The organism is Thermochromatium tepidum ATCC 43061 (assembly GCF_009664085.1).
Lineage (GTDB): Bacteria > Pseudomonadota > Gammaproteobacteria > Chromatiales > Chromatiaceae > Thermochromatium > Thermochromatium tepidum.
In genome coordinates, this window is record NZ_CP039268.1 from 408,458 (window position 1) to 425,602 (window position 17,145).

Below are 17,145 nucleotides of genomic sequence, written 5' to 3' on the forward strand. Positions count from 1 at the left end.
ATCAGATGTTGCTGTATCTGACCAACTGGCTCACCGACTACTACAGCGGGTTTTCGGTGTTTCGTTATTTGACGTTGCGCGCCATCCTCGGTGTGCTGACGGCCCTGGCCATCGCGCTCCTGGTCGGACGGCCCATGATCCGCCGTCTGCGCGCCTACAAGATCGGCCAGACCGTGCGCGACGATGGCCCACAGAGCCATCTGTCCAAGTCGGGCACCCCGACCATGGGCGGCGCCCTGATCTTGGTGGCCGTGGGCATCGCGACCCTGCTGTGGTCAGATCTAGACAATCGCTATATCTGGATCGTGCTGCTGACCACGCTTGCCTTTGGGCTCATCGGTCTGGTCGACGACTACAAGAAGCTCATCAAGCGCGACCCACGCGGCCTGATCGCGCGCTGGAAGTATTTTTGGCAGACGATCTTTGGTTTCGCCGCCGCCGTGGCGCTCTATGTGACCGCAAACTCCCCGGCTGAGACGGCATTGCTCATCCCCTATGCCAAGAATCTCTCCATCCAGCTCGGTCCCTGGTTCATCCTGCTGACCTATTTCGTCATCGTCGGTTCCAGCAATGCGGTCAATCTCACCGATGGGCTCGATGGCCTGGCGATCATGCCGACCGTGCTGGTCGCCGGGGCCCTCGGGGTCTTCGTCTATGCCGCCGGCCACGCCCAGATCGCCAACTATCTGCTCATCCCCTATGTGCCCGAGGTCGGTGAGCTGGTGATCTTCTGCGCCGCCCTGGTCGGGGCCGGGCTCGGGTTTCTGTGGTTCAACGCCTATCCGGCCCAGGTGTTCATGGGCGATGTCGGGGCGCTTGCGCTCGGCGCTGCGCTCGGGGTGGTCGCGGTCGCGGCGCGTCAGGAACTGGTGCTCTTCATCATGGGCGGGGTCTTCGTCGCCGAGACCCTCTCGGTGATGTTGCAGGTGTTGTCGTTCAAGCTCACCGGCAGGCGCATCTTCCGCATGGCGCCGCTGCACCATCATTTCGAGCTTCAGGGTTGGCCCGAGCCGCGCGTCATCGTCCGCTTTTGGATCCTGACCGTGGTGTTGGTGTTGATCGGTCTGGCGAGTCTCAAGATCCGATGAACGCGTTGCCTCATCCTGACGGTGATCGCTCTTCTGCAGTCGCGCCCAGGACCCTGGTCGTAGGGTTGGGCAAGACGGGGCTGTCTTGTGCGCGGTATCTGAGTGCACGCGGTCGGGCGGTGTCCGTGATCGATAGCCGTGCCCAGCCGCCGGCCTTGGAGGCACTGCGCTCCGAGCTACCCGAGGTCGAGGTCCACCTCGGCGGCTTCGATCCAGAGGTGTTCGCCGCGGCCACCGAGCTCGTGGTCAGCCCCGGGGTGCCGCTCACCGAGCCGCTGATCCAGCAGGCGATCGCGCGCGGGGTCCCTGTGATCGGCGACATCGAGCTCTTCGTGCGCGAGAGCTCGGCCCCTGTGTGTGCCATCACGGGCTCCAACGGCAAGAGCACCGTGACCACCCTGGTCGGGCTCATGGCGCGTCGGGCCGGGTTGCAGGTCGCCGTCGGGGGTAATCTCGGCGAGCCGGTGCTCGATCTGTTGGCGCCGAGGGTCGAGCGTTATGTGATCGAGCTCTCCAGCTTCCAGTTGGAGACCGTCCCCAGCCTGCACGCCGAGGTCGCCGTGGTACTCAATGTCTCGCCCGATCACCTCGATCGCTATGCGAGTTTTGAGGACTATGCCCGAGCCAAGGCGCGGATCTATCAGGGGGCGCGGGTCGCCGTGGTCAATCGCGACGATCCGATCGTGGCCGCCATGCCGCGCGCGCCCGAGCGTGAGATCGGCTTCAGGCTCGGCCTGCCCGAGGGCGCGGATTTCGGGGTGCGTCTGTTCGATGGTCGGCCCTGGATCTGCCAGGGCGAGGAACGGATCCTGCCGACCGCCGAGGTCTGCATTCCAGGGCGGCACAACCTGGTCAATGCGCTCGCGGCCCTGGCGCTCGCCCAGGCGAGTGACATCCCCCTGGACAGCGCCTGTGAGGTACTGCGGACCTTTCCCGGTCTGCCGCACCGCAGCGCCTTCGTCGCCGAGCGCGCCGGCGCCTGCTGGTATGACGACTCCAAGGGCACCAATCCGGGCGCGACCATCGCGGCCCTGGAGGGATTGATCCCAGAGGATGGCACGGGGCGCGTGGTCCTGATCGCTGGCGGTGAGGGCAAGGGCACCGATTTCACGCCGCTCCGGGCGGCTGTCGAACGCGCCGCCCGCGCCGTGGTGCTGATCGGACGCGATGCCCCGTTGATCGCGGCGGCGATCGAGGGCAGCGTGCCCCTGATCCAGGCCACCGACATGGACGAGGCCGTCGCACGGGCCGCTGAGTGCGTCGTGCCGGGCGACTGCGTCTTGCTCTCGCCGGCCTGTGCCAGCTTCGACATGTTCGAGAACTACGAGCATCGCGGCCGGGTCTTTGCCGAGGCCGTGCGGAGATTGCCCGGATGAGCGCCGCTGCACCCTCGAACCCCCTGTCCCGGACGCCGCGCCTGCGCCGGTCCTATCCGCTGGACTATCCATTGCTTCTGTGTGCGATCGGGCTCCTGGCCTTCGGCTGGGTGATGGTGACATCGGCCTCGCTGTCGATCGCCGAGGCCTGCTGTCAGAATCCCTTCCATTATTCGATCCGGCACGCCATGGCGCTCGGTCTGGCGTTGGTACTGGGATTCATCGCCTACAGCGTGCCGCCCCAGTGGTGGGAGCGTCATGGCGTCTGGCTCTTTCTCGCCGGCACCCTGGTGCTGGTTCTGGTGCTCATCCCTGGCATCGGTCACACCGTCAATGGCGCCACCCGCTGGATCCCGCTCGGGCCGCTCAACCTCCAACCCTCCGAGTTCGTCAAGCTGTTTGCGGTGCTCTATGTCGCCGGCTATCTGGTGCGTCATGCCGACAAGGTGGTCAATCAGATCTCGGGTTTCATCCGCCCGCTGATCCTGATCGGCGCTGCGGCCCTTTTGATCCTGATGCAGCCCGATTTTGGGACCACGGCGGTGATGCTGGCGACCGTGATGGGGATGCTGTTTTTGGGTGGAGCGAGCCTCATGCCCTTCATCGTCCTGCTCGGGATCGTCGGGGCTGGATTCATCGCCCTGGTCCTCGTGTCGCCGTATCGGCTCGAACGGGTTGTCTCCTTCCTCGATCCATTCGAGGATCCATTCAACTCGGGCTATCAGCTCAGTCAGGCGCTCATCGCCTTCGGGCGTGGTGAATGGCTGGGGGTCGGACTCGGCAATGGGATCCAGAAGCAGTATTTCCTGCCCGAGGCGCACACCGACTTTCTGGCCTCGGTGATTGGCGAGGAGCTGGGACTGGCCGGGATGCTGGTGCTGATCGCGGCCTTTGTCTTCATCACCTGGCGTGCCATCTCGATCGGCGTGCGGGCCGAGGCGCTCAGGCGTCCGTTCGAGGCCTATGTGGCTCAGGGCATCGGTCTCTGGATCGGACTCCAGGCGTTTGTCAATCTCGGGGTCAATGTCGGCATCCTGCCCACCAAGGGGCTGACCCTGCCGTTCATGAGCTACGGCAGCAATAGTCTGATGGTCGGCTGCATGGCCATCGCCATCCTGCTACGGATCGATGTCATGCTGAGGCGCGCCGAGTCCGAGTCCAGGTTCAAGCGAGGTCCGTCATGGTCGCACGCCTAGCCGTCATGGCCGGGGGGACCGGCGGTCATGTCTTTCCGGCGCTCGCCGTCGCCGAGTATCTGCGCGGGCAGGGGGCCGAGGTGTTCTGGATCGGGACCCGATCCGGCATGGAGTCGTGTCTGGTGCCCGAGCATGGGTTCGAGATGGAAGAGATCGCGATCGAGGGTGTGCGCGGCAAGGGTGGGTTGCAATGGCTCAAGGCCCCCTTTCGGCTGGCGAGCGCCTTCGGTCAGGCGCGCGCCATCCTGCGTCGCCGGCGACCGCAGGTGGTGCTCGGCCTGGGTGGCTTCGTCTCAGGTCCTGGGGGGCTCGCCGCACGCGCGCTCGGGATCCCACTGGTCATCCATGAGCAAAACTGCGTGCCCGGTCTGACCAATCGGTGGTTGGCCTGGATTGCCACCCAGGTGTTTGAGTCCTTTCCGGGTAGCTTTCCAGCGGCGCGCCGGGCGATCCTGACCGGAAATCCGGTGCGCCGGGCGATCCTGGATCTGCCGCCACCTGCCGAGCGGCTGGCCGGTCGCTCGGGTCCGATCCGGCTGTTGGTGGTCGGCGGCTCGCTGGGCGCGCAGGCGCTCAACGAGACCGTGCCCCAGGCGCTCGCCCGACTCCCTGCCGAACGACGGCCGTTGGTGCGCCATCAGGCCGGCGAGCGTACCCTCGAACTAGCCCGCGCCGCCTATCGCAACGCCGGGGTCGCGGCCGAGGTCGTCGCCTTCATGCGCGACATGGCCGAGGCCTATGCCTGGGCCGATCTGGTGGTCTGTCGCGCTGGCGCCCTGACGGTTGCGGAACTGGCTGCCGCTGGGATTGGCTCGATCCTGGTACCCTATCCCTTTGCGGTCGACGATCATCAGGTCGGCAACGCACGCTCTCTGTCCGAGGTTGGGGCGGCACGTCTGATCCTCCAGCGCGAGCTGACGCCGGCCCATCTGGCCGACACCCTAAATGAGCTCTGCGTCGACCGCACCCGCTTGCTGGCCATGGCCGAATCGGCACGGCGGCGCGCCCAACCTGAGGCGACCGAGCGCATCGCCCGCACCTGTCTGGAACTCTCAACCCGAGGAACGCCCTCATGAATCCCCACCTCCAGCACACGGCGGCCAACATGGGGCGGGTACGGCGCCTGCACTTCATCGGTATCGGTGGGGCCGGGATGAGCGGGATCGCCGAACTCATGGCCAATCTGGGCTATGAGGTCGCAGGCTCCGACCTGCGCGACGGCGAGGTGACGCACCGTCTGCGCGATCTTGGGATCAGGGTCTTTATCGGACATCGCGCCGAGCAGGTGAAGGCGGCCGATGCCGTGGTGGTCTCGAGCGCGATCGATGACGAAAACCCCGAGATCCAACAGGCACGCGCGCTCCGGATCCCGATCGTACGCCGCGCCGAGATGCTCGCCGAGCTGATGCGGTTCTATTATGGCGTGGCGGTCGCCGGCACCCACGGCAAGACGACCACGACCAGCCTGGTGGCCAGCCTCCTGGCCGAGGGCGGGCTGGATCCGACCTTCGTCATCGGCGGGCGGCTCAATAGCGCCGGCTCCAACGCCCGGCTGGGGACCAGCAAGTATCTGGTGGCCGAGGCCGATGAGAGCGATGCCTCCTTCCTTTATCTCCAGCCGATGATGGCGATCGTCACCAACATCGACGCCGATCACATGCGCACCTACGGCAACGACTTCGATCGGCTGCGCCACACCTTCCGAGAGTTCCTGCACCATCTACCCTTCTATGGCCTGGCGATCCTCTGCATCGACGATCCCGAGGTGCGCACGCTCGTTCCGCAGATTTCGCGTCCGGTGCGTACCTATGGCACCTGTCCCGAGGCCGATCTGCGTGCGAGCGACATCCGGCAAGAGGGGATGCGCACCTCTTTCTTGGTGCATGGCGCCGAGTTCGAGCGCCCGCTGGCGGTGACGCTCAACCTGCCGGGGCGCCACAATGTACTCAATGCCCTGGCGGCGATCAGCGTCGCCCTAGAGCTGGGTGTCGAGCATGCGGCCATCGTGCGTGCCCTGGCCGGTTTCCAGGGCGTGGGTCGGCGCTTCGTGGCACGCGAGGTGAGAGACCCCCAAGGCCGGCAGGTGCTGGTGATCGACGACTATGGCCATCACCCGCGTGAGCTCATAGCGACCCTGGCCGCCGCGCGTGCGGGCTGGCCCGGGCGGCGTGTGGTGCTGGTATTCCAACCCCATCGCTACAGCCGTACCCAGGAACAGTTCGAGGACTTTGTCGAGGTACTCTCGACCGCCGACGCCCTGGTGTTGTGTGAGGTCTATCCGGCGGGCGAGATGCCGATCGCCGGTGCCGATGGACGCGCCCTGAGCCGCGCCATCCGGGTACGCGGCGCGCTGGATCCGATCTTTGTCCAGGGACTCAACGCGATTCCGGGCCTGCTCGCCAATCTCATCCGCGACGGAGACATCCTGCTCGTCTCGGGCGCGGGCGACATCGGTGGCCTGGCGGCGCGTCTGCCGGGGCTGATCGAGCAGGGACTTTGAACGGCGATGGGGACTTGAGCGGATGGATCGAGGATCACTCATGAACCGGCTGGCGATGGACTGTGGCGAATCGTTGCGCGCCCTGTCGGTTATGGACGGACGGGTCCAGATGGAAGCCGGAGGCCGAAGGCAGCGGAGCGCCCAGCGATGACGACGCCGTTGCGCGGTCAATGGCAGTTCGACGAACCCCTGTCGCGCCATACGAGCTGGCGGGTCGGCGGTCCGGCGCGTCGGCTCTATCGCCCCGCGGATCTCGAGGATCTGGTCGAATTCATGCGCCAGATCGACCCGGACGAGCCGCTGCTGTGGATCGGATTGGGCAGCAACCTGCTCATCGACGATGCTGGTTTTCCAGGTACGGTCGTCCTGATCAAGGGCACACTGGAGCGTCTGGAGCGGCGCGGTCCCGATCGCCTCTATGCGCAGGCCGGTGTCACCGGTGCCAAGCTGGCCAGGTTCGCGGCCCGTCAGGATCTGACCGGGATCGAGTTCCTGGCCGGGATCCCCGGCACCCTGGGCGGCGCGCTCGCCATGAATGCCGGCGCCTGGGGGGGTGAGACCTGGAGCTTCGTGCGCCGGGTCTGGACCCTGGATCGACAGGGACGGATCCATCAACGCGAGGCCTCTGAGTACGAACCGGGCTATCGCGAGGTCCGGGGACCTGTGGGCGAGTGGTTCTTGGCCGCCGAGCTGGAACTGACGCCGGGTGACGGCGCGGTGAGCCTGGCGCGTATCCGCGAGCTGCTCGAGCGCCGTGCCGCGACCCAGCCGGTCGGCCAGCCGAGCTGCGGCTCGGTGTTCCGCAATCCACCGGGAGATCATGCCGCGCGTTTGATCGACTCGCTCGGGCTCAAGGGTCTGCGCATCGGCGGGGCCGAGGTCTCTTCGATCCACGCCAATTTCATCATCAATCGGGGCGGGGCGACGGCGACCGACATTGCCCGCCTGATCGAACAGATACAACACACGGTCGAACGTCACACCGGCATCCGTCTGATACCAGAGGTGCGGCGTATCGCCGGAGAACAGACATGACGACTGACATGAAACGGGCACCCGAACGCTTTGGCAAGGTGGCACTCCTGATGGGTGGGCAGTCCGCCGAGCGCGAGATCTCGCTCAGGAGCGGGCGCATGGTGCATGAGTCCCTGCGGCGTCTTGGCGTTGCGGTCGAAGCGATCGACCCAGACGCGACCCTCCTGGAGCGGCTGCGCAGCGGTGGATACGATCGCGCCTTCATCATCCTGCACGGTCGCGGCGGCGAGGACGGCCAGATCCAGGGGACGCTTTCGACCCTGGGTCTGCCCTATACCGGCTCGGGCGTGCTCGGTTCGGCGCTGGGCATGGACAAATACCGCTGCAAGCTGGTCTGGCTCGGCTGTGGTCTGCCCACGGCCGACTTCGTGCTGCTGCGTGACGAGGGCGACCTGTCGTCCGCGGTCGCACTCGGCTTTCCGCTCATGATCAAGCCGGTGCACGAGGGTTCAAGCCTCGGCATGGCGCGCGTCGACTCGGTCGCGGACCTGGAGCGCGCCTGGCGCGCTGCCGCGGCGTTCGATCCCCTGGTGCTCGCCGAGCGCTGGATCCAGGGCCCGGAGTTCACCTGTGCCATCCTCGGGCGCGAGGCACTCCCGCTGATCCGGCTGGAGACGCCGCACGTCTTTTACGACTATGAGGCCAAGTACAGCGCCGACACCACCCGCTATCACTGCCCGAGCGGACTGGATGCCGAGGTCGAGGGGCGGCTGCGCGCACTAGCGCTGCGGGCGTTCGAGGTGGTGGGGGCCAGCGGCTGGGGCCGGGTCGATCTGATGCTCGACGCATCGGGTCAGCCCTTCCTGCTGGAGATCAACACGGTTCCAGGCATGACCGACCACAGTCTGGTCCCCATGGCGGCGCGTGCGGCCGGAATTGACTTCGATGATCTGGTTTGGCGCATTCTCGAGACGAGTCTCTAAAACGTGAACACAGTATCCGATAAGGCTGAAACCCGCCAGACGGCCCATCCGACATGGATGGGGACGCGCGTGCGTGCCCTGCTCGGGGGGCTGATCCTGCTTGCGTGCGGCGCGGTCGGCTGGCTGTTTTTGCTGTGGGAACCGACACTGCTGCCGATTCGGCTGATTCAGATCGAGGGCGAGGTGCATCATCATTCATCCCAGCAGCTCCAAGAACGACTGACCGAACGACTGCGGGGTGGTATCCTGACCGCCGATCTGGTCGAGCTCAAGCAGGCCGCCGAGGAGCTGCCCTGGGTCGGACAGGCGACCTTGCGCCGGGTCTGGCCGGATACCCTGAGGGTACAGGTCCAGGAATACCGGCCCATCGCGCGCTGGAGTCTCGATGGCCTGGTGACGGCCGACGGCATCGTCTTCCGCCCCCATGACGACACCCTTCCGTCCAATCTGCCCCTGCTTGAAGGCGACGACAAGCGCGCGCCCGAGGTCACCGCTCGCTATCAGCGGTGGCAGGCCGCGTTCGATCGCATCCATCAGAAGATCGAGTACCTGTCGGTTGACCCGCGTGGCGACTGGCGCCTGAGGCTCTCCACTGGGACCGAGTTGCGTCTGGGGACCGCACAGGTAGAGGAACGGCTTGCGCGCTATCTGGCGAGCGCCGCCCAGCTGGAAGCGGCAGGTCGGCCTCTCAAGGTCGATCTGCGTTACAGCAATGGTTTTGCGGTGACATGGGCACCGAACGCGGACACCGGGGTTCGAGCGTCTCCCGAGCGCGTAGCAGCGCGCGCAGGCAATCGAGGGTAAATCTGGATGGCGCGACGTAACGACAAGAGTCTGCTGGTGGGTCTGGATATTGGAACCTCGAAGATCGCCTGTCTGGTCGGCGAGCTCAAGGACGACGACCAGATCGAGATCATTGGTCTTGGTACCCACCCCTCGCGCGGACTCAAGAAGGGTGTGGTGGTGGACATCGAGTCTACCGTGCAGGCGATCCAGCGCGCGGTCGAGCTGGCCGAGCTGATGGCCGATTGCGAGATCCACTCGGTCCATGTTGGAATCGCCGGCAGCCATATTCGCAGTCTCAATTCGCACGGCATCACCGCGATCAAGGAACACGAGGTCAATCAGGCCGATGTTGATCGCGTCATCGAGGCCGCGCGCGCCGTGGCCATCCCGACCGATCAGAAGATCCTGCACATCCTGCCACAGGAGTTCATCATCGACGACCAGGAGGGTATCCGCGAGCCGATCGGGATGTGCGGCGTGCGTCTAGAGGCCCGAGTGCACATGGTCACGGGTGCGGCCAGTGCGGCCCAGAATATCGTCAAGTGCGTCCGTCGCTGCGGGCTGGAGGTCGATGATCTGGTCTTGGCCCAGCTCAGTGCGAGCTACGCGGTGCTTAGCGAGGACGAGAAAGAGCTGGGCGTCTGTGTGGTCGACATCGGCGGTGGAACCACGGATCTGGCGGTCTTCACCGATGGCGCCATCCGACACACGGCCGTTATTCCGATCGCCGGCAATCAGGTCACCAACGACATCGCCGTGGCCCTGCGCACCCCGACCCAGCATGCCGAGCAGATCAAGATCCAGCATGCTTATGCACTGACCCAGCTCGAAACCAATGGGGATAGCATCGAAGTCCCCAGCATCGGTAACCGCCCGCCACGGCGGCTCTCGCGCCAGACCCTGGCCGAGGTCGTCGAGCCGCGCTACGAAGAGTTGTTGACCCTGTTGCACAACGAGTTGCGACGTAGCGGCTTCGAGGATGTGATCGCCGGAGGTGTGGTGCTGACCGGGGGCAGCGCCAAGATGCGCGGTCTGATCGAGCTGGCCGAGGAGGTGTTACACATGCCGGTGCGTCTGGGGGTGCCCAATCGTGTGCTTGGCCCGTCGGAGGTCGTCGACAATCCTATCCATTCGACTGGGGTCGGACTGCTGATGTATGCGCGTCAGCATCGTTTTGCGCGTCGTTCGGATCCATCGGAAGGCTCGGGGTTGAGGGGGCTCCTGGGGCGTCTGCGCCATTGGTTTCAAGGGAATTTCTGATTCGATCCAGGCGACCAGACGAGGGCGCATCAGTAGGGCGGGTTTGATTTGGTTGATCGGTTGGCGCGTGCCGAGCGTGTCGACCGCGTCGGGGGTGTGGGACCTTATGCCCACGGCTATCATTCAAAGTTTCAAAGTTTATGGCGGTGCCTGAGTGGCGCCGGGGAGCAGATCAAATGTTCGAATTGATGGATACCCACAGTCAGAATGCCGTCATCAAGGTCATCGGTGTCGGTGGTGGCGGCGGCAATGCCGTCAATCACATGGTCGCTTCAACCATCGAGGGCGTGGATTTCATCTGTGCCAACACGGATGCCCAGGCCCTGCGTCACTGCAACGTCAAGACCATCTTGCAGCTGGGCGCCGGCATCACCAAGGGACTGGGTGCGGGTGCCGACCCAGATGTCGGCCGTCATGCGGCGCTCGAGGATCGCGACCGCATCCAGGAGGCACTCGCAGGCGCCGACATGGTCTTCATCACCGCCGGCATGGGTGGTGGCACGGGCACGGGCGCGGCGCCCATCGTCGCCCAGGTCGCTAAGGAACTCGGCATCCTGACGGTGGCCGTGGTCACCAAGCCCTTCCCCTTCGAGGGCACCAAGCGGCGACGTATCGCCGAGGAAGGCATCATGGAGCTGGCCCAGTATGTCGACTCGCTCATCACCATCCCCAATGAAAAACTGCTGATGGTGCTGGGCAAGGACACGAGTCTGCTCGACGCCTTCAAGGCCGCCAACGACGTCCTGCTCAACGCCACCCAGGGCATCGCCGAGCTCATCACCTGTCGCGGTCTGATCAATGTCGACTTCGCCGACGTCAAGACCGTGATGTCCAACATGGGTGTGGCCATGATGGGTACGGGCGCGGCACGTGGCGCGAACCGCGCGCGCGAGGCCGCCGAGGCCGCGATCAGGAGCCCGCTGCTGGAAGACATCGATCTGGCCGGCGCCAAGGGGATCCTGGTCAACATCACTGCCGGTCTGAGCCTGACCATCGGCGAGTTCGACGAGGTCGGTAACACGGTGCGCGACTTCGCCGACGACGATGCCACAGTAGTCGTGGGGACCGTGGTCGATCCGGAACTGGAGGACGAGCTGCGCGTGACCGTGGTGGCCACCGGGCTTGGCGACCGGCGCGTCAAGGTCAAGCGCCCAACGGGTGAGCCATCCATCCGCCTGATCACTGGAGAGGCAGCCGACTCGGCGCCCGATTATCGCGAGCTGGACCGCCGTCCGGCCGTCTATCGCAAGGGTTTGATCGGGGCAGGTTCGTCTGCGTCCGACAAGGGCGACGAAAACGATCTGGATTACCTGGATATTCCGGCCTTCCTGCGCCGTCAGGCGGATTGATCAGGATGTTCCCTGTATTAAAAAAATGATATAAAACAAAGCTGTACTGCTTTTTTGAGCATCGAGCTTGAAAAAATTTCGGGAAAACCCTAGTATGGTCCTCGCCACGTCTCTGTGTCTGGGGGCGTGGGCGATCTCAATATAAGGGTCCGAGGCGCTGAGGCCTCGTGTCCGTCTCGAACGGCCGAATACCCAATGTTTGCCGTGGGTTATCATGGGAGATCCTCAATCGATGCTCAAGCAGCGTACACTGAAAAACACGATCCGGGCGACCGGGGTCGGATTGCATACGGGCGAAAAGGTCGAACTGACCCTGCGCCCGGCGGCACCCGACACGGGGATCGTCTTCCGCCGCATCGATCTGGATCGCCCGGTCACCATCGCGGCCACACCCTTCAACGTTGGCGATACGCGGTTGTCGACCACCCTGTTCAACGGCGATGTACGGATCTCAACCGTCGAGCATCTGCTGGCGGCCTTCGCCGGTCTAGGGATCGACAACGCCTATGTCGATCTGGCCGCCGCCGAGGTGCCGATCATGGACGGCAGCGCCGCGCCCTTTGTCTTTCTGTTGCAATCGGCAGGGATCGAGGAGCAGTCCAAGGCCAAGCGTTTCATCCAGATCAAACGCCCGGTCGAGGTGAGCGACGGCGACAAATTCGCGCGTCTTACCCCCTATGATGGATTCAGGGTGCGTTTTTCGATCGAGTTCGACCATCCAGCCTTTCAGTTGCGCGCGAACCAGGCCGAGTTCGATTTCTCGACCGCCTCCTTCGTGCGAGAACTGAGCCGGGCGCGCACCTTTGGGTTTTTGCGCGACATCGAGGCGCTGCACCGCCAGAACCTGGCCCTTGGCGGCAGTCTCGATAATGCCGTGGTGATCGACGAATACCGCATCCTGAACGAGGACGGACTGCGCTACGAAGACGAGTTCGTCCGGCACAAGATCCTGGATGCCATCGGCGATCTCTATCTATTGGGCCATACCCTGATCGGCGCCTTCGAGGGCCACAAGTCTGGGCACGCGCTCAACAATCTGCTGCTGCGCGCCCTCCTTGCCGATCGATCGGCCTGGGAAGAGGTCGTGTTCGAGGACTCCACCGCCGCGCCGATCTGTTATGCCCAGCCGGTACCCGCCCTTTGATCAGTCCGTCCTCCCCTCGGGCGTCGTGCGAGCGCCATGCCGTGCGAGTCGCCTGAGTGCCTCGCTCAGGCGCGGGTCACGCTGATGCTCCGCTGCCTCCAGCAAATGTCTCGCTGCCGTCTCCGAGAGTCGGACGCGCCGGCTCACCGCGGCGCGTCCGGACGATTCGTGTTCAGGCAATCTGATCTGAAATCCGACCGCTTCGACGTGGTAAGATTTCAGCGATGCCAAAATCTCACCTGCTAAAAAACGTGCGCGCATCAGCCATGCTGTGGAATCCAAGAACAGCGTCAGGCGACCATCGGCAAGCCTCAGGTCCAGGCAGTGCGCGCCCAGCCGTCCAGGCAAAAGCGCCCGAATCTCGGCGACGAGCGTCGGTTCGTGTCGGTCCTGTTCAAGCCGAACGCGCGCCAATCCGTGATGGTTCAGATGATCACGGATGTGTCGAAAACCTCGTCTCATCGCAACATCCTGCTTTTCACACAAGCCTCTCCCACACTTCCCGAGACCAATCCGCCGTATCGCCCACCCCTATGGATCTGGGCAGGACTCGGGGCCATGCCCGATGTCGGCTGCGCCCGGCGTCGGACCTGACCAGTAGAAGAGATCAACCATGTCCCACATCGCTCGCAAGAAGACTCAACGCGGTCAGACCCTGGTCATGTTCTCGGCCGTCTCTAGCTTCGCCCTGGCCGGGGTTGGATTTGGGTTCTTGATCGGTGATCAGACCGGCGTGCCCAGCAGGACTCATATCACCACGGAGTTTGCGCCCGTCAAGCCTGCGGTGACCGATTCCGATGAAATCGGCACCATGATCGCCCGCTTGGGTGAGATGGAGGCCGAAGTCCAGAGGATCAATGCGCTCGGTGAGCGTCTGGTCCAGATTTCGGGTCTCGATCCCCAGGAGTTCGATTTCGTGAATCGTCCGCCACGTGGAGGTCCGGAGACGGCGAGGACGCGCGATTACACGATCAAGGAATTGGCCGATGAGCTCTCGACACTCGCGGTGCTGGTTCAGGATCGCGAGCGCAAGCTCGAGCGTCTGGCCGATCAAATCCTGGAGCAGCGGCCACGGACGGCCAGCGCGCAATTGAGCAGCTCGCCGTGGCCGGTGCGTTCAGGCTATATCAGCTCTCCCTATGGATTTCGGGTGCATCCGGTCCGTAACGTGCGTCAATTCCACGAGGGCGTTGATTTCGTCGCCAAGCGCGGCAGTCCCGTCCTGGCCGTCGCCGATGGGATCGTGGTCCTCAGCGGTTGGCGCACCGGCTATGGGAATCTGGTTGACATTCAGCATCGCGATGGCCTGGTGACGCGCTATGCCCACAACAGCACCAATTTGGTGCGCGAAGGTGACCTGGTCAGACAGGGCCAGCAGATCGCGACCGTCGGTTCAACCGGGACGGCGACCGGTCCCCATGTGCATTTCGAGTTGCGCCGCAACGGGTATCCCATCGATCCCATGCCCTATCTGCGCAGCCAGCCGGCCCAGCGTCTGGCCAGCGCCGAGCTGTTACGCTGACTGCTCCATCGAGATCCAAACGCCCGGGTCGCCTCGGGCGTATCCGCCGGGCGTCGGGTTGCGGCCAAATCCGTTATCATCCGTCGCCTTCTGCGAAAGGCCTCCTTTTATCCAAAGAATCCCGCGATGTTCAATCCATTCAAGAAGCTCTTTGGCAGCCGCAACGAGCGGCTGGTCAAGTCATTGATGAAGACGGTGGCGCGGATCAACGCGCTCGAACCTGAGCTGGCGGCGCTCTCGGATCAGGCACTCGCGGCCAAGACCGCCGAATTCCGCGCACGTCTGGCCGGGGGGGCAACCCTCGACGACCTGCTGCCCGAGGCCTTCGGCGTGGTGCGCGAGGCCAGCAAGCGCGTGCTCGGGATGCGGCACTTCGATGTGCAGCTCGTCGGCGGCCTGGTCTTGCATAGCGGCAAGATCGCCGAGATGCGCACCGGCGAGGGCAAGACCCTGGTCGCCACGCTGGCCGTTTATCTCAATGCCCTGCCGGGCAAGGGTGTCCACGTCGTCACCGTCAACGACTATCTGGCGCGTCGCGATGCGGCCTGGATGGGGCCGCTCTATCACTTCCTGGGGCTATCGGTCGGTGTCATCAACTCCTCGGGCGGGCTAGGCCCGGACCTGGCGTCCTACCTGTTCGATCCCGGGTTCGAGCCGGGGCCCGGTGAGGGCCATCGTCATCTGCGCCCCTGCACCCGGCGCGAGACCTATGCCGCCGACATCACCTATGGCACCAACAACGAATACGGCTTTGATTATCTGCGCGATAACATGGCCTTTGCGCCCGAGCAGCGGGTCCAGCGCGATTTCTATTACGCCATCGTCGATGAGGTCGACTCGATCCTGATCGACGAGGCGCGCACCCCCCTCATCATCTCGGGGCCATCCGAGGGCGGGACCGAGCTCTACAAGCAGATCGACACCCTCATCCCCAAGCTGAAGCGCCAACCACCTATCCTCAACGAAGAGGGACAGCCGGACTTTGGACCGGGCGATTTCTCGGTCGATGAAAAGACCCGGCAGGTCTATCTGAGCGAGGAGGGGCACGAGAAGGTCGAGCAGATGCTGGTCGAGATCGGGCTGCTCGAAGAGGGGGCCGGGCTCTATGACCCGAGCAACATCGTGCTCATGCACCATGTCTATGCCGCCCTGCGCGCGCACACGCTATACCAGAGGAATGTCGACTACATCGTGCGCGACGGTCAGGTCATCATCGTCGATGAGTTTACCGGGCGCACCATGCCGGGCCGGCGCTGGTCAGAGGGGCTGCACCAGGCGATCGAGGCCAAGGAAGGTGTGCCGATCCAACCCGAGAACCAGACCCTGGCCTCGATCACCTTTCAGAACCTGTTTCGGCTCTATCCCAAGCTCGCCGGCATGACCGGCACGGCCGATACCGAGGCCTATGAGTTCCAGCAGATCTATGGCCTAGAGGTGGTGGTCATCCCGACCAATCTGCCGATGATCCGCGAGGATCGCGGCGACCTGGTGTACCTCACCCAGGAGGAGAAATACGAGGCCATCATCGCCGATGTTCAGGATTGTGTGAGACGCGGTCAGCCGGTGCTGGTCGGGACCACCTCGATCGAGACATCCGAGCTCGTCTCTGGCCTACTCAAAAAGGCCGGCATCCCCCATGAGGTACTCAACGCCAAGCACCACGAGCGCGAGGCCGGCATCATCGCCCAGGCCGGGCGCCCGGGGGCCGTCACCATCGCCACCAACATGGCCGGTCGCGGGACCGACATCGTGCTCGGCGGCAATCTGGAGGCCGAGCTGGAGCAGGCCGGACCCGATGCCGATCGCGCGGCGATCCGGGCCGCCTGGAAGGCCCGTCACGAGCAGGTCATCGCCGCGGGCGGCCTGCATGTGATCGGGACCGAACGTCATGAGTCGCGGCGCATCGACAACCAGCTGCGCGGGCGCTCGGGTCGTCAGGGCGATCCGGGATCCTCGCGTTTTTATCTCTCGCTCGAAGACAACCTGATGCGCATCTTCGCCTCCGACCGTGTCGCCAAGATGATGCAGCGACTCGGGATGCAGCGCGGCGAGGCCATCGAGCATCCCTGGGTGACCAAGGCGATCGAGAATGCCCAGCGCAAGGTCGAGGGTCGCAACTTCGACATCCGCAAGCAGCTACTCGAATACGACGACGTCGCCAACGACCAGCGCAAGGTCATCTACCGTCAGCGGCGCGATCTGATGGACGCGGTCGACGTCTCCGAGACCGTCGCGGCGATGCGCGCCGATGTCCTCAAGGGATTGATCGACACCTATATCCCGCCCGACAGCCTGGAGGAGCAATGGAACATTGCCGGACTCTCCGAGGCGCTTGCCCAGCACTTCGGCGGCACTTGGCCGATCCAGACCTGGCTTGACGAGGATCAGAATCTACATGAGGAGACCTTGCGCAAGCGGATTCACGACACTGTGCTCAAGAATTATCAGGAGCGTGAGGCCTTGATCGGTGCGTCCAATCTGCGTCAGATCGAGCGCGCGGTCATGCTGCAAACGCTCGATAGCCACTGGAAGGACCATCTGGCCGCCATGGACTATCTGCGTCAGGGTATCCATCTGCGCGGTTATGCCCAGAAGAACCCCAAGCAGGAATACAAGCGCGAGGCGTTTTTGATGTTCTCGGCGATGCTCGAGGCCATCAAGCAGGACGTGGTCACGACGCTTGCCAAACTCGAGATCCACGCCGACATGGACGCAGAGTTTGCGGCTCGGCGCGCCCCGGAGCCCAAGGGCTTTGAATTCAAACACGAGGTCTTCACTGGCTTTGGCGATGGAAGAGAGGGCGACCATGGATCATCCGATCCGGCGGGTGAGCTGGACAAGGAAGACCATCAACCCTATGTGCGCGAGGGGCGGAAGATCGGGCGCAATGAACCCTGTCCCTGCGGTTCGGGCAAGAAATACAAGCATTGCTGTGGCAAGGTCGACTGATGGGGCGGGATGACGTC

14 protein-coding genes are annotated in these 17,145 nt (G+C 64.2%); 13 read left to right on the forward strand and 1 reads right to left on the reverse strand.

Features of this window, described 5'->3' with window-relative positions; translation table 11 throughout:
• Positions 1-5: 5 nt before the first annotated feature.
• The 11 genes from mraY (at position 6) to lpxC (ending at position 12,657) form a co-directional block, all read left to right on the forward strand.
• Positions 6-1,088, forward strand: coding sequence for a phospho-N-acetylmuramoyl-pentapeptide-transferase (mraY, locus tag E6P07_RS01955; RefSeq protein ID WP_153974051.1), 1,083 nt, complete (start codon positions 6-8; stop codon positions 1,086-1,088).
• On the forward strand, positions 1,085-2,464 hold the full coding sequence (murD, locus tag E6P07_RS01960; protein WP_153974052.1) for a UDP-N-acetylmuramoyl-L-alanine--D-glutamate ligase: 1,380 nt from the start codon (positions 1,085-1,087) through the stop codon (positions 2,462-2,464). The genes mraY and murD overlap by 4 nt, the downstream gene beginning before the upstream one ends.
• The gene (ftsW, locus tag E6P07_RS01965; protein ID WP_153974053.1) at positions 2,461-3,660 is read left to right on the forward strand and encodes a putative lipid II flippase FtsW; all 1,200 of its coding nucleotides are present in this window, start codon (positions 2,461-2,463) and stop codon (positions 3,658-3,660) included. Before murD ends, ftsW begins: the two co-directional genes overlap by 4 nt.
• Positions 3,645-4,736 (forward strand): undecaprenyldiphospho-muramoylpentapeptide beta-N-acetylglucosaminyltransferase, encoded by a 1,092-nt coding sequence (murG, locus tag E6P07_RS01970; RefSeq protein WP_153974054.1) that lies wholly within the window; start codon positions 3,645-3,647, stop codon positions 4,734-4,736. The genes ftsW and murG overlap by 16 nt, the downstream gene beginning before the upstream one ends.
• A complete protein-coding gene (gene murC / locus E6P07_RS01975; RefSeq protein ID WP_153974055.1) occupies positions 4,733-6,160 on the forward strand; it encodes a UDP-N-acetylmuramate--L-alanine ligase in 1,428 nt (475 codons plus the stop codon). The genes murG and murC overlap by 4 nt, the downstream gene beginning before the upstream one ends.
• 147 nt (positions 6,161-6,307) lie before the next feature.
• Positions 6,308-7,195 (forward strand): UDP-N-acetylmuramate dehydrogenase, encoded by an 888-nt coding sequence (murB, locus tag E6P07_RS01980; protein ID WP_153974056.1) that lies wholly within the window; start codon positions 6,308-6,310, stop codon positions 7,193-7,195.
• A complete protein-coding gene (locus E6P07_RS01985; protein WP_153974057.1) occupies positions 7,192-8,118 on the forward strand; it encodes a D-alanine--D-alanine ligase in 927 nt (308 codons plus the stop codon). Before murB ends, E6P07_RS01985 begins: the two co-directional genes overlap by 4 nt.
• Before the next feature lie 3 nt (positions 8,119-8,121).
• Positions 8,122-8,922: a cell division protein FtsQ/DivIB gene (locus E6P07_RS01990; protein WP_246172894.1), complete on the forward strand. Its 801-nt coding sequence runs from the start codon at positions 8,122-8,124 to the stop codon at positions 8,920-8,922.
• A 6-nt stretch (positions 8,923-8,928) separates the two neighbouring features.
• Positions 8,929-10,164, forward strand: coding sequence for a cell division protein FtsA (gene ftsA, locus E6P07_RS01995; RefSeq protein ID WP_153974058.1), 1,236 nt, complete (start codon positions 8,929-8,931; stop codon positions 10,162-10,164).
• A gap of 176 nt (positions 10,165-10,340) precedes the next feature.
• Positions 10,341-11,513: a cell division protein FtsZ gene (gene ftsZ / locus E6P07_RS02000; protein WP_153974059.1), complete on the forward strand. Its 1,173-nt coding sequence runs from the start codon at positions 10,341-10,343 to the stop codon at positions 11,511-11,513.
• A 232-nt stretch (positions 11,514-11,745) separates the two neighbouring features.
• Positions 11,746-12,657: a UDP-3-O-acyl-N-acetylglucosamine deacetylase gene (gene lpxC, locus E6P07_RS02005; RefSeq protein WP_153974060.1), complete on the forward strand. Its 912-nt coding sequence runs from the start codon at positions 11,746-11,748 to the stop codon at positions 12,655-12,657.
• Here the strand turns inward: lpxC and E6P07_RS02010 are convergent, their stop codons facing one another.
• Positions 12,658-13,119, reverse strand: coding sequence for a DciA family protein (locus E6P07_RS02010; RefSeq protein WP_153974061.1), 462 nt, complete (start codon positions 13,117-13,119; stop codon positions 12,658-12,660).
• A gap of 151 nt (positions 13,120-13,270) precedes the next feature.
• Here E6P07_RS02010 and E6P07_RS02015 point away from each other — a divergent pair, with 151 nt between their 5' ends.
• Both E6P07_RS02015 and secA read left to right on the forward strand, forming a co-directional pair.
• Positions 13,271-14,179, forward strand: a complete 909-nt coding sequence (locus tag E6P07_RS02015; protein WP_153974062.1) for a M23 family metallopeptidase — start codon at positions 13,271-13,273, stop codon at positions 14,177-14,179.
• A gap of 126 nt (positions 14,180-14,305) precedes the next feature.
• Positions 14,306-17,128, forward strand: a complete 2,823-nt coding sequence (gene secA / locus E6P07_RS02020) for a preprotein translocase subunit SecA (protein WP_153974063.1) — start codon at positions 14,306-14,308, stop codon at positions 17,126-17,128.
• Positions 17,129-17,145: the final 17 nt, after the last annotated feature.